We start from the raw sequence: 19995 nt of genomic DNA, 5'->3' as shown, positions 1-19995 counted from the left end.
GCCGGGCCTGGTATGCCATCGCCGATCGCGGCGCGCCCGGACTGACGGTCATCGACGACTGGTCGAGCTTCGGCCAGAAGACGACGCTGTCCGGCACAGTCCTGCTCGACAATGTGAAAGTGCCGAAGACGCATCTCGTCCCCGGCTACAAGGGCTATGACCGGGCGACGGCCGACGGCGCCATCTTCCAGATCATCCAGGCTGCTGTCGATCTCGGCATCGCCAACGCGGCGATCGACGAAACCGTCAGCTTCGTGCGCACCAAGTCGCGCGCGTGGATCGACAGCGGCGTCGATCATGCCTGGCAGGATCCCTACACTATCCAGGCCGTCGGTGACCTTCGCCTGCGGGCCAATGCGGCGCAGGCCGTTCTGGACAAGGCAGGGCTGGCGGTCGACCGCGCCGTGGCCGATCCGAACGATAAGACCGTCGCGGAAGCGCAGATCGCGGTTGCCGAATCCAAGATCCTCACCACCGAGATCGCCATCAACGCCACCAACAAACTGTTCGAACTCGCCGGCACGCGATCCACACTGGCCGAGCACAATCTCGACCGGCACTGGCGCAACGCCCGAACCCACACGCTGCACGATCCGGTGCGCTGGAAATACGCGATCCTCGGCAACTATTACCTGAACGACGTCAATCCGCCGCTCCACGCCTGGAGCTGAGCGAGAACGCCGTAAAGTCACAAAGGACTGTTCATGAGCACTGCCATCCCCGACAGGATCAAGGTCCTGTGGTTTCTCCCGACCCATGGCGACAGCCGCTATCTCGGCACCTCCGAGGGGGGCAGGGCGGTCGACCTGCCCTATCTGACCCAGGTCGCCAAGGCCGCCGACGCCATCGGCTATTACGGCGCGCTGCTGCCGACCGGCCGAAGCTGCGAGGACAGCTGGGTCGTGGCGTCGGCGCTGGCGCCGTTGACGCAGCGGCTCCGCTTCCTCGTTGCGGTGCGGCCGGGCCTGCAATCGCCGACGCTTGCCGCGCGGATGACCTCGACGCTCGACCGCATTTCGGGCGGGCGCCTGCTCATCAACGTCGTCACCGGCGGCGACCCGGTCGAGAACAAGGGCGACGGCATCTTCCTCAGCCATGACGAGCGCTATGAGGTGACGCGGGAATTCCTCGATATCTACAAGGCCGTGCTCAGCGGCGAGACCATTGCCTTCGAAGGCAAGCACTTCCGCATCGAGGACGGAAGGCTGCTGTTCCCGCCTGTGCAGACGCCGCATCCGCCGCTCTATTTCGGTGGTTCGTCGGAGGCGGCGAATGCAGTCGCCGCCGAGCAGATCGACAAATATCTGACCTGGGGCGAACCACCGGTCGATGTCGCCGCAAAGGTCGACCATGTGCGCGGCCTTGCCGAGAAGGCGGGACGCGCGGTGAGCTTTGGCATCCGATTGCATGTCATCGTCCGTGAAACCAATGACGAAGCCTGGGCCGATGCCGATCGGCTGATCAGCCGTCTGGACGACAAGACGATCGCCGAGGCGCAGAAGGTGTTCGCGCGCATGGACTCGGTTGGCCAGTCGCGTATGAGCCGGTTGCATGGCGGCCGCCGCGACAAGCTGGAAATCAGCCCGAACCTGTGGGCTGGCGTCGGCCTGGTGCGCGGCGGTGCGGGCACCGCACTGGTCGGCGATGCGGCTACGGTGGCGGCACGGATCGATGAATACCGGCGCATAGGCATCGATACATTCATCCTGTCCGGTTACCCGCATCTGGAGGAAGCCTATCGCTTCGGCGAACTTGTGTTGCCGCAGTTGCCACTCGATCACGAGATCTCAACGCGGCCGACGGCCGTCAACATGGGCCCCTTCGGCGAAACCGTGGCCGGCGACCATCGCCCGTCGGCGCTGCGCGCGAGCCAGTCTTGAGCGCCAGCGCACCGATCATAGCGATTGTCGGCGGCGGCTTTTCAGGTGCGGCGACTGCGTTTCATCTGGCGCGACTGCTCCCGGCCGGTGCATCCGATATCGTGGTCGTCGAGCCCCGCGAGGGGCTCGGCTATGGTCTGGCTTATTCCACGGCCGATCCGGCACATCGCATCAATGTGCCGGCGTCGAGAATGTCGCTGATCTCCGGGCAGGACAGCCACTTTGCCGACTGGCTGGAGCTGACCAGAGCCATTGTAGACGATGCCGAGGCTATTGCCGCCTACGGGGCACTCTACCCGCAGCGTCGCGTTTTCGGGCGCTATGTGGAATCTCATCTCCGGCCCTCCCTTCTCAGCAAAACGATCCGCCATGTCAGGTCCGCCGTCGCATCGGTCGAGCGCACCGGCGAGGGCTACCGTCTGATCCTCGCTGATGGCGGGACGCTCGCTGCCGACGCCGTGGTGATTGCGACGACGCATCCGCCGCCGGCCTTGCCGATGCCCCTGAAGTCCGTGGCTGGCACAGCCGGGCTGGTGGCCAATCCCTATGATCTCGAGAGGCTGGAAGCGATCGGCCGCGACGACCGTGTCCTGGTCGTGGGCACCGGACTGACGTCGGCGGACGTGATTGCAACGCTCGACCGCAAGGGGCATCGTGGCCACATCGTCGCGCAGTCACGCCACGGCTATCGCTCGCGCGGCCAAGCCGCGATGCTGGCCGATCCAATTGGCGATTTCACGACCCTTCCTTCACGCAGCGCAACGGCACTGTTCAGGCGCATCCGGGCCACGATTCTTGATGCCAAGCGTCAGGGCGAAGACTGGCACCCGGTGCTCGATGCCGTCCGGCGTCAGGGACAGGCCATCTGGCAGGCCTTGCCGCTAGCCGAGCAGCGCCAGGTTGTGCGTCACCTTCGCGCGCTGTGGGATGTGCATCGCTTCCGCGTTGCGCCACAGATCGCGGCCGTGCTCGATCGCCGCGTTGCCGAGGGCAGGCTTTCCTATAGCGCCGCATCGATTGTCGGCGCCGAACAGGTAGACGGATGCATTCGCGTCAGGCAGCGGCTGCGTGGCCAACGCAGCCTCGTTGTCGATGCTTTCGACAGTGTGATCGTGACGACCGGACCGGCGCACGCCGATATCTTGCGGACCAACACGGCGATTGCGGCGCTCGAGCGGATGGGATTGGTCCGGCTCGACCCGATTGGTCTTGGTTTGGAGACCGACAGCCAAGGCCGTGCGGTCGGCACATCCGGGCGCCCGACCGACAGCATTTTCGTCAGCGGGCCACTGGCGCGAGGCAGCGTCGGCGAACTGATGGGAATTCCCGAAGTCACCGCACATGCCGAGCGCATCGCCGCCGAAATTCACCAATGGTTGGGATACCAAACGGCGTTGCGTCGCAAGGCGTCGTGAAGCTGTGATTAGCATGAGTCTTTTCAGATCACACTGACGGAACGCATCGCCAAGATTGAAAGCGCATTCGAGGTTTATGAAAGGGCCATTGGTCGCAGTGCCGCTCCTGGCGCTTTTCGCGTTTGTCGCCGACGCCGCCGAAGTCGCCCAAGTTCAGGTGGAGAAACTGCGCGTTTGCGCGGAGTACGGTCTTCGGAGTTGGATTCTCGGAGAGCACCGAACTACTCTAGGCGACGAGCTTGGCTGCGTGTGCCTTCAACTACTGTTGGCTTCTAACAACTCCAATCGGATGTCAGGGGAGTGACGCCTCTGAAAATTTGTCGATAACTGTGAGTTCGGATTTTGACGACGATCTTCACCATAAAGCGATGAGCTGCAATTTCTAGCGACGGCCGCGCTAGGGACGGGCCTCCAGCACCATGTTGAACGGCGTCTCCGTGGCGCGACGGAATCGCTTGAAGCCGCCGCCGGTCACCACCTTGCGTAGCCTCGCCTCGCCGGCCTGGGCGCCAAGCCCGAGCCCGACTTCCTGCGACAGGGACGCGGGCGTGCACACGAACGTGGAAGCGGCATAGTAAACGCGTCCGACGGGATTGAGGTTCGCCGCTAGATGATTATGCGCGAACGGCTCGACGATCATCCACGTGCCATCCGGCTTGAGCGACCCGTGGACATGGGTGGCGGCGCCCGCCGGGTCGCCCATGTCGTGAAGGCAATCGAAAAAAGCGACGAGGTCATAGGTGCCGGGATAGGTCTTGGCGGCCGCGACCTCGAAGCGCGTGTTGGCGCCGACGCCGGCTTCCTCGGCGGCCTTGCGGGCGCGCTCGATCGAAGGGGCGTGATAATCGAAGCCGACGAAGCGCGAATTGGGGAAAGCACGTGCCATGAGCACCGTCGATGCGCCATGACCGCATCCGACATCCGCGACATCCACGCCGCGTTCGAGCTTCTCGACTACGCCCTCCAGGGCCGGCAGCCAGGAGTCGATCAGATTGGCATTATAGCCTGGACGGAAGAACCGTTCCGTACCGCGAAACAGACACGCGCTATGATCGTGCCATGCAACGCCCTTACCGGACTGGAATGCCTGCCTCACCTTTTCTTCGTCGAGCCACAGCGCGGATAGGAACTCGAATGCGCCAGCCATGAAGGCCGGGCTATTTTCATCGGCGAACACCAGCTCCTGCTCGGCGTTGAGATAGAACTGGTCGTTGGCTTCATCGTAGTCGACGTAGCCCGCCGCCGCCTGCCCGGAAAGCCATTCCCTTACAAGGCGCTCCTGGGTACCGGTGCGTGTCGAAAGTTCGGCGGCCGTCATCTTGCCGCCTTCGCGCAATGCCTTGAACAGGCCGAGTCTGTCGCCTAGCAAGACAGCCGCGCCCGTAGCGATCGCACCGAGATCGCCGACCATTTTCCCCAAGAATGCGTCCAACTTTTCCTGACTCGCTTCAGACATCGGAATCTCCCTTTGGGCTCGATCTCTCCCAGTAAAAGCCTCACAAGGGGAGAAGAATGGCGAAATTGGAGCCCGGGCCCATTCTTTGGCGTCCACGCGCGGGCCGACCACCATAATGGCGGGTTCGGCCGAAAGCAGCTTCTTCGCCGCTGCCTCGACTTGGTCGATCGATGAGGGCGGCGCGGCACTGGTGTAGCCGATGCCAAGACCCGACAAGCGTGGCTGCAATCGAACTGGAGGAATCCAGATTGTTGGTAGCATAGGTGCCGATCAGATATTTCTTGCTCGCTTTTAGCTCGGCCTCTGTCGGCCCTGTTTCCGCCAACTCCCTGATCACGTGGCGTATCAGCCCGAGCGTCTCGGCCGCCCTGTCGGCGCGCGTCGCCGTGGTCACGACAAGCGCATTGGAATGCTGGTGGTCTTTCAGGCTGGAATGGATACCGTAAGCAAGGCCGCGCTTTTCGCGCACTTCCTGGAACAGACGTGAGGTAAATGGCGAGCCTCTGAGTATTTTGCTTATCAGCTGTGCGGCTTAGAGTTCCGAGTCGCTGCGTCCGATGCCGGGAAAAACAAGCTGCAGCGAAGTCTGCGGCGGGTCGTAGGCGACCAATTACGCCGGCCGAGCTCGGGGCGACATCGGCCACCGGCGCGATCGCCTGCTTCTGAGGCAAATCGCCGACCGAGTCGTGGGGCCTTTCACTCAGGCCTTTGGCATCAATGTCGCCGACGACCGCTACGTGCAGCCCGTCACCGACGAAAGCGGCCTTGTGGAGGGCGCCTAGATCGACCGGCGTTATGCCGGCGAGGCTCTCCTTGGTGCCCCTCGTCCGGCCTCGAATAAGGATGCGTGCCGTAGATTCTGCGCCGCTTGGCGCGGATGCGGTCGACGGGCTCCTGGTCGAAGCGGGGGCTGTTAGGCGCGAGCCTGAGCAGATCGAAGGCGGCGTCCTTCCGTTCGGGCAGCATGCGCATCTGCCATAAATGCCGTCGCGCTGCGCGTCGAAGCTCATCTCGGCCCCGGCATGGTCAACCGTCGCCTGGAAGGCATCACTGTCGAGATCGCCGGCGCCCTCGTCGAACAGGCCGGTCATCAAATTGGCCAGTCCCTCCTTGTCAGCCGAGTCCTGCGTGGTGCCGCCGTCGAAGACGAAGCGGATGGCTCCGGTTGTGGTGACGGGACGGACGATAAGCAAGGTTCGGGGCGAAGTGATTTGTTCCGCGGCGGCGGTATGTTTTGGTGAGGTGATCATGCGACGTCTTCTTTCGTCGGGCACGTGTTTGCGGATGATGGTGCATGTACCGTGCCAAATGAGAAAACCATTTATACGCAGTCTGGTAGATCTGACCCTGCTACGTTGCGTATCCGACATTGTCGGAAATTGGACAGCGCCGAACGCGAAGCGGCTCGGGGCTTGTGACGATGCTTGCGCGTGCTGCTGCGGAGGGGGATATGAATGCGCCTCGAACTGGCGCGAGGCCTTCGAGAATGCCGGATTACTTAGCAAGGAGAAGTTGCTGGCGGACGACCGCCCATTTGAACCGTTTAAACGAAAATCCACCCCTTAAACGTCCCAAGATGCAATCTCCCCGCTCTCGAAGGCGAGAGAGTGGCAAGGCACAAGCAGGAGCGACATTCCTATTTTTGGCAGATCAGGATATTTTACTTAGCTGCTACAACTTGTTGCAACCAAGTTCGAATGTCGCGATGTCAGCAAAGTAGAAATGTCGCATAACGGTGCTGCCGGCTGCGACGTGAGCGCCCGATCGGGCGTCAGCTGGTCGGGGTTGCGCAGCCCGATCGGGGGCGATCCAGTAGATCTCCCTCGGCTTTAGCTTTGAGAGCCGCGTGGCCCTCGTCGAGCTAAAAGCCGGCTTCCGTTGTCGGTTGAGCCTTCCGGTTGATTGGAAACTCGTCCAGCACTGCGAGGACATCCGCAATACGATGCCTATCGCTCTCCGTGAGCGTCAGATCGACTTTGACGGCCTGGCTCTCGACCTTGGCTGCCGGCATTCTGGCAAGCGCCTGCTCACGCCGCACGACGACTGCGGGGTCCTTTGTGAAATCCGCCTTCTTGCCGGGCTTGCGGCCACGCTTCACATAGCCATTGCTCTGGCTGCCATCGGGAATGCCGAACATGTGGTTCGTCTGTCCGGTGCGCCGCGGCCCGCGCTGGCTGCGATGAAGCTCCCGGCCAGCCTGCATCTGGGCGACCAGTTCCAGGGCGGCATCAAGCCGCTTGTTCTCGACGATCTCCGATCTGTGAACTGAACGCAGCTTGTCGAAGGTTCTGTAGGGCAGGCTAATGCCGTCGTGAGTGACCTCAAGGCGAGCGGGATAGTCGCAGACGATGACCTTTTTACGGGCAAGTCGCTTTGCGGTATCGGTCGGATCGAGAATGAAAAGCACCTTGTCGTAGCGCAGCGTCAAAGCCTGAGACAGCGTGCGAATCTCCTTGCGACACATGGCGCCGTCCAGATTCTCATGATCGGGCGCATAGGCGTTGGCCGCCTCGATCGTGCTGATGTCGCGCAGGCGCAACTCCTTCACAAGCCGGTCCTGGAGCGTTTGGTTGGCGCGCTCGACGCGACCCTTGGCCTGTGGGGTGTTGGCGCAGATGATATCGATGTTGAGCTCATAAAGAGCCCGGCCGAACTGCGTCAGGCCGCTGCTTCTATCCTTCTCGGAACCATGGGTCGTTCGGAAAATGCCATGCTTGTCGCTGTAGAACGCAAGCGGCTTGCCCCAGTGCCGCAGATACGCCTTGGCAGCATGGAAATAATCGAACGTGTTCTCCGACCCCGCAAAGCGCAGATGCAGGAGCTTGCCGGTCGCATCGTCGATGAAGACGAGCAGGGCCCATTTGGGACCGCGGTTCTCGAACCACCAGTGATGCGAGCCGTCGATCTGCACCATCTCGCCCAGGCAGTCTCGTCGCCCGCGGGGCTGATGCAGCCGCTGCTTGCGTTCACGGCGCGACGTCCAGATTCCAGCCTCCGTCATCCACTTGCGCAGCGTCTCCTTGCTGACCGCGAGCTGATGCCGTTCGATCAGCTTCTCGCGGGCAAGCGTTGGACCGAAGTCGATGTAGTGTTCGCGGATCAGCTCCAGCACGAAGTCGCGAACACCATCGACAATGCGATTGTTGGAACGCCGGCCACGCGCCTTGTGCCGGAGAGCCGCAGCGCCATCCGCCTGGAACGTCTTCAACAGCCGCTGGATCTGACGAACTGAAACGCCGAGCAAGCTTGCCGCCGCAACGCTCGTCATTCGCCGCTCAACAATCTTCGACAAAACCTCGATACGCCGCAGCTCGCGTTCGCTCATCAGAACCAGTCCCAATCTGCAATCTCCCGCGCTCTCAAATGCGGGCAGATTGGCAAGGCAGGAGCGACATTCCTACTTTGCCAGATCCGGACATTTTAACTTAGCTGCTACAACTTAAAGTTGCATAACGCATATTATGGAACTCGGCGGCGGTTTTCTAGCTGTTGCTTGGTTCTCTCCTGCCGCAGCTACGAAGTTGTGGATTCTCTCAGTAAACTGCGGTTATCGGGTTGAACTATGGTGCCAGAGTCAGAAACGACAGCACATCGCAATGCCACTGGGGGGCTGACCGACCCTTGTCCGTGGTGCCCAGTACGAGAAGACCAGGTTATTGCCCTGTTGGGAATCCACAGCTCATTGGCGTCAATACCCGTCCGGAAGTCGAGCTCGTCATGTCGGTGAAGGAGCCGGATTCGACAATCGTATCCGACCCGTCCTTTATGCGTTCCAATTTCGAGTGCCTGTTTTGTGCGGTCTCCGGCCGTCGTTTGTCGACGACGTGAGTTCTATGTACCGACCTATCGAGCGAAGATAGGCAACGATCTCCGGTAGCAGGTGATCACGATCGCCAAACTCTTCCACGATTCTTTTTACCTTGCGCCAGGGTACCTTCCCGTCAACATCGCCCAGTGAATAGCCTAAGTGACCGATCGCACAGATATCACAGCCAGCCTCGATCACCTTGTCGACGAAGGCGGGAATCTCGCTCGCTTTCATTAGCCGCATGTTGCTGGTCATCGCAGATATCTCCGTTGGTGGTCGGCATGGAAATTGCGCCGACGCTCAAACGTGCTTGAATGCGCGCACCTTCGCTACCTGTGCACTTGCACAGGTTGTAGGCAGGCCTGCAGAAGGCGCGGATCGAGTGTTCCTGCGCATTTGTTCATTGTTGGCACCCCGGACACTCAACCGTGTTGCTAGAACAACCCACCTGCTCCGTTCCAACAGCAGCATTGGCCACCGGAACGCTCCCCTTGCGCGCACTGAAAGCCGGCGCTCAGGCAGTCGGAGTCAGTCATGCCGAGGCGCCATTTCCTTTTCCCCACAAGTCGCACGAGCCGCACGCGCTCTTTTCGCTCTGGAGTCCAGTAGGTTGGGTCTGGGTTGGCTCAATCGAGGGGATGGGCGTCTTTCCATTTAGCTATAGGCTAGGAAAAGCTCCTTAGATCCCGCAGTCAGGAGTCCACCAATCGGTCGAGATGGCTGCGAACCGCGTTGCGGGCGGGATTGGGTGCTCCGACGGATCGATACCCAATACCTGCGCCATTTGTTCTTCGATGGCATTATCGCCCCCCGCGTATAGCTAAGTGGTGTGTACAAACCTGATCTACACGACCTAGCGCGATTTGGAGCCAACCGGCCTGGGACCTGGGCGGCCGCCTCGCCGCCTCTGGCTCTGCGCCGCAAAATCGGGCCGGTTCCGCGTCCGCATTGAATGACGCCGGTTAGAGGTGGTCTCGGAACGGGGTGCTCGGCATTTATGATCCGACCGAGCGCCAGCGAGTGATCGTCGGCGGGCTGGACGGCGGCATCATGTTAGGGGACTACGGCCTCCAGGCGCGCGAGGAATGCCGAGACCTCGGCGCCGATGTCGGCCGGTTCAGTCACCGTGGGTGACGGCCTAGCTACTCCCCGATCATCCCCGATTTAATTCAAATTTGTCTGTAAATATTGACGATTGCGCGACCTTCACCTCGTAGACGGCAATGGGGTGGTTAGAGAGGGTCCTATGACAAGCGATTTTTCCGCCGCCCGAGTGCATTTAGATCGAGCGTATGACTACCTTTGTGGCGATGACCCGATGAGTCGAAGGGGACGCCAAGCCTTGGACCTGCTAATTGAGGCGGTTGCCGTCGAAGAGTTCAAGCAGCCACGCCAAAACGCGGAGGTGCTAAGGTTTCCGATTGGGCGCCGCTCCTGAGGCAATCTCCACGGCCGCCATGTAGCCTCAGGTGAGGCGCTCACCGGACGGTTGCGCCGCCACTATGAACCATGGTGAGCAAATCCTCCAGAAGGCCAAGAAGCCCGCCCCGCATGAGCCGAGGCGGGCAATAGAAAATGGGGTGCCCAAGCGCGTCCATGAAACAGCGCCGCAGGTAAAATTCAGCAGAATGTCCATCCTGGCGCCTTCAACGGCGATGCGCAGCCAGTTCTTGGGCCGGTAGGGCACGTTGTCGCGCGCATATGGCCGGGAGGAACCATCAGGCGCGACATAGGCGCGACAAAAGCCGAAGTGGCCCGTGTGGCGCGGCCACATCCAGTTATCCGTTTGGCCGCCGAAGTTGCCGATGCGGAGCGCGGGCGCATAGACGAGGCGCACGTCCTCAATTTCGAGCTTCTGGAGGAGATAGTAGGAGGCGCCGCCATAATGGGCCCCTACGTCGCAACGGTGATTGGGCTGTCCTTCACATGCGGCGATCAGGGCCTTTTTGTTCGTGGCGAGCCGCTCATAGCGGGCAAACCCGTTCAGCTTGTCTGAGACGCTCTTGAGCATTTCGGCGGTCACATCCCGCATGTCCTCGATCACATAGATGCGGCTGCCGGGCGCCGCGGGCAATTCTTCACCCAGTTCAAGCTGTCGAGCGATCCACTGTTCGTCGACAAGGTTGGCGACATCGTCGGGCTCTACCTGTCACCGCCCAACAGGGCACTGGTTTTGAGCGTCGACGAGAAGAGCCAGATCCAGGCACTCGATCGGGAGCAACCGGTCCTGCCGACGATGCCGGGCGTGCTGGAGCGCCGGACCCATAGCTATGTCCGACACGGCACCACCTCGCTGTTCGCGGCGCTCGATGTGGCGTCCGGCTTTGTGATTGGCAAATGCTACAAGCGGCACAGGGCGACCGAGTTTCTGGACTTCCTCAAGCAGATCGACGCCAACGTGCCGCCCGATCTCGATGTCCACGTCATCATGGATACCACAAAACCGCGCTGGTCAGGTTTCTGTCGCGCCGGCCTCACTACCATGTCCACTTCACGCCCACATCGGCATCCTGGATCAATCAGGTCGAACGCTGGTTCGCTGAACTGACCCGAAAGCACGTGCACACCTCAACCAGCCAGCTCGAGGCCGATATTCGCACCTTCATCGAGCGCCACAATGAGAACCCAAAGCCCTATCGATGGACCAAGTCCGCGGACGAAATTCTCTCGTCCGTCAGGTGTTTAGGCCGAGCAGACCTTATGTGGCGAACTTTAGGTTCACATGACTAGCTGAAAACTTTGCAACACATCCCTTCGCAGTTGGGCATCATCTGCTCCGGCCGATCAATTGGCGTGGTTGAGTAACCAAGGCGCTCTTTCGTTCGATCCAGCCGGTGTAAATGTAGCGATCCGCCCGGTAGGACGAGGACGAAAAGTAAATAACCCGATCGTTCGAGTCGAAGGCGGTACGGTCGATTTGCAGCACCGCAGTGCCGCTCGACACGTCGAGTGCTTTTGCCAGTCTGGTACGCGCGGTGCCGGCCCTTATCTCCTGTCTGGCTCGCGCAAGAGCCACACCAAGCTGCCGCTCGAGAATCTCGGTGAAAGAAGCGTCGGCAAGGTCGCGCTTTTCCATCTGGCGTCCGATTGCCGCGACAAACGAAACCGTCTCAACCGCGACGACTTCATCATCGATCGTTTGTACGCGCTCGATGGTCAGCACGCTCTCATCGGTTGGCACGTTGAGTGCGGCTGCAACCGCAGCGTCAGCGGAACGCCAGTCGACCGTCACATGCCTGGTACCCGGCCGGAAGCCACGCGCTACCGCTTCTTCCGAAAATCCTGAAAAAGTGAGCAGGTCCCGGCCGATGTGACGCTTGGCAACAAACGTCCCCTTGCCAGCGCGTCGATAAGGCAAGCCTTCACCGACAAGGGCAAGCACCGCCTGTCGCACCGTATTGCTGCTGAGTTCGTGCTGTTTCATCAACTCCATCTGAGTGGGGAGCTGATCCCCAGCATTGAAGACCCCGCTCTCGATCTGAGACCGAATGATATCCGCGAGCTGAATATGAAATGGAGTTCTACCGGGCTGAACCATGCGGTCTCCTTAAGCCGAGATCACGCCTTGGCCGAAGAGATCGCCGAATTCGCCGGTCTGGGCGTCCGAGCCATAGGTACAGCCTCGCGCAGCTTGCCGATGACGATGGAGCGGTTTGCCCCGCTGTTCTCCGCGATCTGGCGCGCGGGAGCTTCGATGGCGCGCCGCACGATATCGGGGCCGTATCTCTGGTCGGCGTTGTCGGCGGCGACCGCCTCGAGTGCCTTGGCGGCTCTGAGCAGCGCCACGCCGCCGGGCAGGATGACCGCGGCACGGGTGGCATGAATGGCGTCGCCGACCCAATCCTTGCGTTCCTTGACCTCGACCTCCGTCGAGCCGCCGACGCGGATGACGGCGACACCCCGGCGAGCTCGGCCAGCCGCTCCTGCAGCTTCTCGCGATCCAGTCGGAGGTGGTCTCCTCGATCTGCGTCTTGATCTGGGTGACACCCTCTGGATCTGCTCCTTCTTGCCGGCGCCGTCGACGATCGTGGTGTTCTCCTTCTCGACTGTCACCCGCCTGGCGCGGCCGAGCATGTCCAGCGCGACATTCTCTAGCTTGATACCGAGATCCTCGCTCATGGCGGTGCCGCCAGTCAGGATCGCGATATCCTCCAGCATCGATTTACGGCGGTCGCCGACCTCGAGGTCCAGTGGCTTAGGCTGGCCGGTTTCATTGCGTGCGTCAGGACCGGCGGCGATCACTTCGGCCTCCTGCAGCTTTTCCTTCGCGATGTCGGGAATGGTGATGCCGCTGGCCGTCTTCTCGTCGGCTTCGATGCGGCGGACGAGGATGCGGTCATCCAATGAACGGAACGTCATGTCGTTCTCCTTCAGGACAAACAGATTGCAACAGGCTACCCCGATTCGGACCGACAGGGCTTGGTGCGGGGCTCGCGCGACCCTTTTTCGGCATCGCGCGCACATGCGGATTAAGTTTGCTCCGTTCTCCAAGAGTGGACTGGCCTATGAAGTTCCGACCCTTATGCCCTGCTGTGTTGATTGCGCCATGGGACGCATTGACCGTTGTCTCGATGCGGACGAGACGAAGTTTCACAGGGCCTATCCTGAGCCTATGAAATACGTCTTCGGCGCGTTCAGGGCCTGCGCTCGCGGGACATGGAGCTGAGGCCGTCTCCAGCAGCAAGGCGTTGAGTTCCTCCAAGTTCTTGAAGCGCAGCCTTGGGATGAAAAAGCGCTCGCGCCCAGCCTGACGTGGTTCTCGACCCGACCCCTCTCCCAACCCGACGCTGAAGTGCAGGCCACCGGCTCGATAAGATAGTGGCCGATCCCAATGCATGGCCAAACAGCGGTATCGACGCCCTCATGCCATGGAATTCCCAGCGCTGAATGGCCTCAGCTCCCGCTTACGCTACATGCGGCGATATGCGCTTCATCTGATTGCCACGCGGCACCCGAGGACGGACGTTGGCAGGCTTGGTGTACGTTCAATGACGCGTTCGATTTGGGCCGCTGCATCAAGTCAATCGCTCGAAGACGACGTTGATGTCAGTCATTGCAGCAAGCCGGTATGATCTGCATTCCATTACATTGATGATCCGATCCCTATTGCCCTTTAGATAATGCTCGTTTGGCTCGCATTGGATGACAGCAGGTCTGATGCACTCGTAGTCAATGGCCTTGACGAGATCGTGATCCAGTCCTTCGCAATCGATCGATAAGAAATCGATCTTATTGGCATAAGGGGCGAGTAGTTCATTGATACCGATCGCGCTCACCTCGATATGTTCTCGGATACCTCCTATACCGTCGAAGTCCCCGAAACTTTCAACGTGTGCTTTATCCACCGACGAAAGCTCATGGGCGTTTCCGATGAAGAGCGTCGCAGACGCTTGCGGAGCGGGCAAGACAACGGATCGAACGAGAACGTCTTCCGGGCGAGCAGTCCTGATCAGCGCTTCCAATTCAGGATTGGGTTCAACCAGAACACCTCGCGCGCCCCGTTGGTACATAAGAAAGGTATTTGAGGTCGAGATGGGGTGATTAGCGCCGATCTCGACATAAAACACACTGGCCCAAGATCTTTGACTCTTGCAGAGTTTTGCAGCCAGAATTCCTTCGACAATAACGTCTTCTCCGGCTTGTGCGTAACTAGCCGGCGCGAAGTGCTTTATCCGAGAGTTCGGGAGATTGAGCCTAGCGACCTCTTGGTTTATTGACTGGTTTTCGAAGTGGGACAACATAGCTCGACCTCCAATGTATTGGACAGGGGACCGCTACGACCGGTTGTCGCGACGGCCCCTGCTCATAATCCCCGCAATCAGCGTGCCACGTGCCGAATGCGGTGCTCCTTACTCAACAAGAGTGAAACACGCGCGCCCGCTGGAATGGCCGCGACACTTTTGTCGGGTTCGCGACATCGGCGCCACCGTCCGGCGACTTCCCGAGGATGTGTTGCAAAGTTTTTGGTAACCAAGCGCATTGGGCTCCGGTGTTCCTCGGAGAGTTGAGATATTCGAAGGCCGCCATTTCGACCAATCTGTGATCTTGCTTTGCATTCGCTCGCATCTGGCCTACGGACTGAGCCTACGCTGATCTTCGAGAAATGATGGCGGAGCGTGGCATTAGTGTCGATCATTCAACGATCCATCGCTGGGTCGTTCATTTCGCGCCGCTGCTGATGGAACGCTTTAACCGGCGCAAGCGCCTCGTGACCGGCAAATGGCATGCGGACGAGAACTACATCAAGGTCCGCTGGCGATGGATGGACCTCTATCGCGCCATCGACAGCGTCGGCGACACCGTCGAGTTCTGGTTCAGTGAATCCCGGGATTTGCCGGCCGCCAAGCGTAAGAGCGTTGGCACGCCATGACCGTGCTGATCGCATCGTCATCGACGCAGGCAGACCAACCGGGAAGCCATTGTTTCCTGCGATGCCACAAGTCGATTGCAGGATTGCTCCCGGCGCCGGTCGAAAGCCGACCCGCATTTGGCAAAGCCGGCCAGCTTGTCCGACGCAGCGATTTGCTCTTCGTCGCTAAGACTGCGTCGTGTGTCGGCTTTGTCGGGCCCGTGACACGAAGTTCGGTTGGGCGAACTTTTTTCTGTTTGCTAAGTAGCTGTAAGCAATCACAAATTGTTTTTTTAGCTCGATCAGCCAATGTGGCACGAGTTTTGTGCCTCCTCGTTGAGGAGTGGCGGCAGCAATTGCCGCCATCATTGATGCCGGGGTCAGTCGCGATGGAGGAAGGCGATCCGCGTCAAATCGCGTACTATGGCAAGGGTACATCCTCGTCGTCCGCTGTGAATGGACAAGACGTGGTTCGCTTCGGCCCTGATGATGGCGCCTATGGCCCCTTATGCGATTCCTTGGCGACTGCGGTCTCCGACGCCCCCAGGCCACGCAAGACACTAGCAGAGAGCGCGCTCACATTTATTTGGAGAGACGATCATGCCCAAGGTGGCATTCATTTTCGGTACTCGTCCTGAGGCGATTAAATGCGCCACAGTAATTAAGGCGATGAAGCTCGACCGCAGGTTCGAGCCCCTCGTTGTTTCCACGGGGCAGCATCGCGAGATGCTGGATATCGCTTTAGCGGAATTCGGTATTCGACCCGACATCGAACTAAGCGTCATGCAACCTCGCCAGACCTTGTCGCAGGTCACATATCGAATACTGGAAAGGCTCTCCGGGCAAATAGAACAATGGGGGATCGACGCGGTAGTCGTTCATGGCGATACCGCGAGCACCCTGGCAGGAGCCCTGGCCGCCTTCCAGCACCGTATCCCCATCATCCATATCGAGGCGGGCTTGCGTAGCGGCAACATTGCATCGCCATATCCAGAGGAGGCCAATCGGCGCCTGGTCGCCCAGATAACGGATCTCCACCTGGCGCCGACGATTCGTAGCAGCGAGAACCTTCTCCGCGAAGGTGCCGCTGAGGATCGTATCACGGTCACCGGGAACACGGTCGTCGACGCCCTTCACTGGGCGGCCGAAAATGCCCCCGCCTTCGCCGAGCCAGCGCTTGCCGACCTGAAGAACGAAACGCGGCGGATCGTGGTCGCCTCAGCACATCGGCGTGAATCGTGGGGCGCACCGATGCACGAGATCGCAAGAGCTCTTGTGCAGCTATCATGTCAGGAGAACGTGCGTGTCATCATCCCATTGCACCAGAACCCGGCAGTGCGCGAAGTCATTTTGCCCTATTTAAGCAACCAGGCGAATATTACGGTGGTGGATCCTCTGCCGTACCGCAACTTCTGCAGCCTTATGCTGCGCGCGGACATCATCATCTCGGACAGCAGCGGCGCAGAGGAAGAAGGCCCTTCACTCGGCAAACCGACGCTCGTTTTAAGAGAAATCACCGAGCGGCCGGAGGCTGTCGAAGCTGGCACGGCGCGCCTTGTGGGCCGCAGCACCGCCCGCATCGTGAGTGAAGCGACCCGGCTGCTGCGCGATCCGGACGAATATTCACGGATGGCCCAGCCCGTGGACGCCTACGGCGATGGAAAGGCGACAACTCGGGTCATCGGTGCAATCGCGAGATATTTCGCTGCGCACACCGCGCGCGAGTCGCAGCTGGCCAACTGATGGGCCGCCAGATCAGCGGCGTGGCGCGGGACCGTTCGCTGCCCTCCACGCCCTCCGAAGAACACCACCATATCGAACTGACCGGACCGGGCGATGACGACAAAAGAGAGAAGGTTATGGCTAGGAGTGAACAATCCGACGAGATCTCAATTTCTCCAACGCTGTGGTGTGCCTATTCCGATGAAGCCCGCCCCCGATTCCGAAATGAAGCGCCCATACCCAAGGATCAGGGATTCGTCCTCAGTTCCCGGGGCAACCGCCTCTCGGCGACCGGCCTGCAAAATGGCTTTGCCGAGGTCCGTAAACTCGCCGACTTTGATGGCGGTAAGCCGTTTAAGGCCGCACGATCACCGGTTTGCCGTGACCCGCCTCAGCCTCTGGCACCAACAGCGCGCAGACGTTCAGGCGCTGGCCACATATCTCGGCCACGCCAGTTACACCGACACGGCCTACTACCTGAGCGTGCCGCCCTCGATGGAGGCGCAGCACGAGCGAACACCGCACACCTGCTCGTAGCGCCGCTCCTGGAGTCCTATTTCCGCCAGCGCCTGACCAAGCAGCGGAACGCGACTCCCGCGACCGTGGCCAGCTATCGCGACGCCTTGCGCATGCTGATCCTTTTGCCGCCGCCCGGTTGCGGAAGAAGCCGGCGGCGTTGACGCTCGAAGAGCTTGATCGAGACCTTGTTCTCGCTTTTCTCGACGAACTCGAGGAGAAGCGGAACAATTCCGTCACCACGCGCAACGCCCGCTTGGCCGCGATCTGATCTTTCTTCCGACGTCGCTTGCCGCCGACCCGGCGTTCTTCGGCGTTGCCCAACGCGTGCTGACGATTCGCATTAAACGGATGCAGATTGAGGTGACGTACCACCTCACCAAGGCCGAAGTGGACACCTTGTATGGGGATTTCGTTGTCAAGGGGCCTTCACTGATTTCGCGGTAAAGCGGTCAGGATAGCCATAACAGAACGGTTGGTCACTGCCTTGTGCATTGGTCCGCGAGCATCAAATTCGAGGGGAGCCTGCCTTTGGGCGCATCGCATTACGCCGCAACCTTGTATTCGGTGGGTCTGCAAAAGACCCGGACCATGAAGCAGTCATTGGCTTCAGCAGCAAGGCTCCGAGGCGGCGGGCCCATTCTCATGACGGCAAATAACGCCATGGTGTCCATCGGGACACCGCCACCTCGAATCGATACGCGCGGGCGTCATTACGGCGGTTGATCCGTCAGGCGCCCTGCAGTGTGTTCAGTTCATCGGGCGCAATGTGACGCCCATCGGGATTTCGCCGACGGTAACCAATCGCCAGAGCGCGATGAGTAACTTGCGTGCGAGCGCCACGATCATCGTCGTCTTGCGGGCGCCCTGTGCCGCTCGTGCCTGGAACCATTGCGTCAGTTCGCTATTCTTTTGGAATCTCAGGAAGCGCCAGGCCAATTGGATCAGCCCGCGTCGCACCCGGGCGTTGCCTGCCTTGGCCAACCCCTTTTCGCGTCGTTTAGATCCGCTCTCGTCGGGGGAGCCTGTCAGACCGGCGTAACGCGCCACCGCGCGCCGGTCTCTGAGGTTGCGGCTAAGCACCTCGTGGACCAGCATGTCGGCTGTCTCAATCCCGACACCAATCACGCGCGCCAATAGCACAACCATTGCATTATACCCCGACGCGGGCGCCTGCTCAAGCTGGGCAATTCTGGCTTTTTCAATCGTCGTGATCTGATCGCGCACCACCGCAAGCCGAGCCATGTCGCGCCGCATCTCTTCCAGCATATTCGGCGGAAGCGGCTGTCCTTCCGAAGTGCGCAGGTCCGGCAACTTCTTCGGCGCCCGGCGAAGCTCGGGCTTGAAGCCACGGATGCCGAGCCGAGCCAGCGCCCCTTTCATGCGATTGACTATCCGCGTTTTCTCGCTGACCAGGTTCTCCCGCTCGCGGCTCGGCCGCTTGGCATCCTCTTCCGCCATGATGGGATCGCCACCATGCGGCAGTGGCCACGCTCGCCACGCAGCCAACCCAGGAACACGCGCATCAGCATGGCCGTGTCTAGCCTGTCGGTTTTCGCCCGTCGGTGTTCACGGTTCACGGCGACGCTGGTTGAATGGATGACGTGAGCGTCTATGCCTCGCGTCTGCAGCCACCGGGCCAGCCAGAAGCCGTCTCGCCCAGCCTCGAAGGCCAGCGCGACCCGGTCTATCGGCATGCCCGCAGCCTCCGCCTCCGATCGCCAACGCGCGATCAAACCGAGCAATGCATTGGGATCGGGATCGAGTTTCTTGAGGGGGTGTCGCTGAACGCCGGGAAGCATTCCGGCCACCAGCCAGTTATTTTGACTCATTTCTACAACGACGAGCACAGTGCGAGCTTGATCCAATACAGTGATTGATCGGCTGAGATCGTCGACTTTGGACATGATAGTCTATCCTTCGGGTTGATCGTACGACGATGGTGCCACCTCGCCGCTCCCCCGCATAGCTTCTCATCGCGGCGCCCGATCCAAAGACGTGGTCGGCGCAAGGGACAAACTGAGGGGGTTCGCCCGCCCGAGGCAAAGCCGAAGGGGCGACGCATGATCCGCGTAAGGGGATCCGCGTCTATCCTGCACGTAGCGCAGCCGAAGGCGTAGCGGAGGAAGGACGGGGAGACCTTTTTTGCTTGCGAGGGAGAGAAGGCGGGGCCCTCTTTCCCTCTCTGAGGCAGACAAAGTCGGCCGCGATCGCGGCCGTCACTCTTTGAATAGAAAGCAGCCGTCGTCACCGGCTAGCGCCAGGACGGCTCCCGCGGTGAATGGCAAGAAGAGCTAGCCACTTACCATCACCAACTCGTATTACCCGAGCTGGCGCACTATGCTGATTGCGGGCCGTGCTGTAAACGGGCGATATCCCAATCTGGTGTATTGATGACGGCGTTCTGGCCGCGTTGGCTCCGTGCCGAAGGCATAGAGCGGTTTCGCGAAGCGACGCGCCCATATTCTGGCAGGCCCACTAGATTCCAAGGTGGCGTCCAGTCAACCAATTCTGTTACATTGATTGGAACGAACACAGAAGATCAACGTCACTTTGGCAGGAGCAATGGCAGGAGCTTTCGAAGAATGGATTTCTCACCTCGGTTTACAGCAGATCGATGATCCATAAATTGACAAGCCGGTCTATCGGAAAACCAGCTTCGGCGAACTGAGTTAAGCGCCGAAATCGAAAAAAAGATCAGCACCAGTCTTCGCAACGCTCGCGACCGACGGAAAATCCCGCGTTCAAAGCTAGCACCCATGCTTGGGCTCAGCGACTAGGTTTATAATCGTTACGAAAACGCGGTTTCACGGCTGACCGTCGGCCGACTACTCCACTTTTGCGAGGTG

The 19995-nt window shown here is 60.3% G+C and carries 14 protein-coding genes and 5 pseudogenes; 9 read left to right on the top strand and 10 right to left on the bottom strand.

The genetic code is table 11. From position 1 onward, the window contains the following. The 3 genes from NKJ55_RS27445 to NKJ55_RS27435 all read left to right on the top strand — a co-directional run. Positions 1 to 671: acyl-CoA dehydrogenase family protein (locus tag NKJ55_RS27445; RefSeq protein ID WP_352452603.1), on the top strand; the 671-nt coding region annotated here is incomplete at its 5' end. 33 nt (positions 672 to 704) lie between these two features. After that, on the top strand, positions 705 to 1880 hold the full coding sequence (ssuD, locus tag NKJ55_RS27440) for an FMNH2-dependent alkanesulfonate monooxygenase (RefSeq protein ID WP_352452602.1): 1176 nt from the start codon (positions 705 to 707) through the stop codon (positions 1878 to 1880). Then, positions 1877 to 3295 (top strand): FAD/NAD(P)-binding protein, encoded by a 1419-nt coding sequence (locus NKJ55_RS27435; protein WP_352452601.1) that lies wholly within the window; start codon positions 1877 to 1879, stop codon positions 3293 to 3295. Before ssuD ends, NKJ55_RS27435 begins: the two co-directional genes overlap by 4 nt. A gap of 397 nt (positions 3296 to 3692) precedes the next feature. Here NKJ55_RS27435 and NKJ55_RS27430 read toward each other — a convergent pair whose 3' ends face one another. Together NKJ55_RS27430 and NKJ55_RS27425 are read right to left on the bottom strand one after the other, a co-directional pair. Continuing rightward, positions 3693 to 4751 carry a class I SAM-dependent methyltransferase gene (locus NKJ55_RS27430; RefSeq protein ID WP_352452600.1) on the bottom strand — a complete coding sequence of 353 codons (1059 nt, stop codon included), beginning with the start codon at positions 4749 to 4751 and terminating at the stop codon, positions 3693 to 3695. A 40-nt stretch (positions 4752 to 4791) separates the two neighbouring features. Further along, complete coding sequence (locus NKJ55_RS27425) at positions 4792 to 5220, bottom strand: insulinase family protein (protein ID WP_352452599.1); 429 nt, start codon at positions 5218 to 5220, stop codon at positions 4792 to 4794. Between the two features lie 553 nt (positions 5221 to 5773). Here NKJ55_RS27425 and NKJ55_RS27420 point away from each other — a divergent pair. Continuing rightward, on the top strand, positions 5774 to 5992 hold the full coding sequence (locus NKJ55_RS27420) for a hypothetical protein (RefSeq protein ID WP_352452598.1): 219 nt from the start codon (positions 5774 to 5776) through the stop codon (positions 5990 to 5992). A gap of 755 nt (positions 5993 to 6747) precedes the next feature. Here the strand turns inward: NKJ55_RS27420 and NKJ55_RS27415 are convergent. Beyond that, a pseudogene (locus tag NKJ55_RS27415) lies at positions 6748 to 8076 on the bottom strand (ISNCY family transposase); the annotation flags it as partial. 438 nt (positions 8077 to 8514) lie between these two features. Beyond that, positions 8515 to 8814, bottom strand: coding sequence for a Y4lK-related protein (locus NKJ55_RS27410; protein ID WP_023722911.1), 300 nt, complete (start codon positions 8812 to 8814; stop codon positions 8515 to 8517). A gap of 991 nt (positions 8815 to 9805) precedes the next feature. Here NKJ55_RS27410 and NKJ55_RS27405 point away from each other — a divergent pair. Further along, positions 9806 to 9997 (top strand): hypothetical protein, encoded by a 192-nt coding sequence (locus NKJ55_RS27405; protein ID WP_084642947.1) that lies wholly within the window; start codon positions 9806 to 9808, stop codon positions 9995 to 9997. A 27-nt stretch (positions 9998 to 10024) separates the two neighbouring features. Here the strand turns inward: NKJ55_RS27405 and NKJ55_RS27400 are convergent, their stop codons facing one another. Further along, entirely contained in the window at positions 10025 to 10633 is a 609-nt protein-coding gene (locus tag NKJ55_RS27400; RefSeq protein WP_352452597.1) for a S46 family peptidase, read from the bottom strand. Between the two features lie 12 nt (positions 10634 to 10645). Here NKJ55_RS27400 and NKJ55_RS27395 point away from each other — a divergent pair. Beyond that, a pseudogene (locus NKJ55_RS27395) lies at positions 10646 to 11275 on the top strand (IS630 family transposase); the annotation flags it as partial. A gap of 51 nt (positions 11276 to 11326) precedes the next feature. On the opposite strand, the gene NKJ55_RS27390 reads toward NKJ55_RS27395, so the two are convergent. The 4 genes and pseudogenes from NKJ55_RS27390 to NKJ55_RS27375 form a co-directional block, all read right to left on the bottom strand. Then, positions 11327 to 12097, bottom strand: a complete 771-nt coding sequence (locus NKJ55_RS27390) for a GntR family transcriptional regulator (protein ID WP_352452596.1) — start codon at positions 12095 to 12097, stop codon at positions 11327 to 11329. A gap of 20 nt (positions 12098 to 12117) precedes the next feature. Next, positions 12118 to 12918 carry a TCP-1/cpn60 chaperonin family protein gene (locus NKJ55_RS27385; protein WP_352452594.1) on the bottom strand — a complete coding sequence of 267 codons (801 nt, stop codon included), beginning with the start codon at positions 12916 to 12918 and terminating at the stop codon, positions 12118 to 12120. Positions 12919 to 13183: 265 nt separating this feature from the next. After that, positions 13184 to 13380: pseudogene (locus NKJ55_RS27380) on the bottom strand (IS21 family transposase); the annotation flags it as partial. A 194-nt stretch (positions 13381 to 13574) separates the two neighbouring features. Next, positions 13575 to 14300 carry an FkbM family methyltransferase gene (locus NKJ55_RS27375; RefSeq protein WP_352452593.1) on the bottom strand — a complete coding sequence of 242 codons (726 nt, stop codon included), beginning with the start codon at positions 14298 to 14300 and terminating at the stop codon, positions 13575 to 13577. A 268-nt stretch (positions 14301 to 14568) separates the two neighbouring features. Between NKJ55_RS27375 and NKJ55_RS27370 the strand changes: the two are divergent. From NKJ55_RS27370 to NKJ55_RS27360, 3 genes and pseudogenes are all read left to right on the top strand, one after another. Beyond that, positions 14569 to 15034, top strand: a pseudogene (locus tag NKJ55_RS27370) (IS6 family transposase); the annotation flags it as partial. 474 nt (positions 15035 to 15508) lie between these two features. After that, a complete protein-coding gene (gene wecB / locus NKJ55_RS27365; protein ID WP_352452592.1) occupies positions 15509 to 16651 on the top strand; it encodes a non-hydrolyzing UDP-N-acetylglucosamine 2-epimerase in 1143 nt (380 codons plus the stop codon). Beyond that, complete coding sequence (locus NKJ55_RS27360; protein ID WP_352452591.1) at positions 16651 to 17310, top strand: hypothetical protein; 660 nt, start codon at positions 16651 to 16653, stop codon at positions 17308 to 17310. The genes wecB and NKJ55_RS27360 overlap by 1 nt, the downstream gene beginning before the upstream one ends. Positions 17311 to 17896: 586 nt before the next feature. On the opposite strand, the pseudogene NKJ55_RS35675 reads toward NKJ55_RS27360, so the two are convergent. Then, positions 17897 to 19053 (bottom strand): annotated as a pseudogene (locus tag NKJ55_RS35675) (IS110 family RNA-guided transposase). Positions 19054 to 19995: the final 942 nt, after the last annotated feature.

The organism is Mesorhizobium sp. M0106, assembly GCF_040322715.1.
Lineage (GTDB): Bacteria > Pseudomonadota > Alphaproteobacteria > Rhizobiales > Rhizobiaceae > Mesorhizobium.
This window is presented reverse-complemented; position numbering and strand designations above follow the sequence as displayed.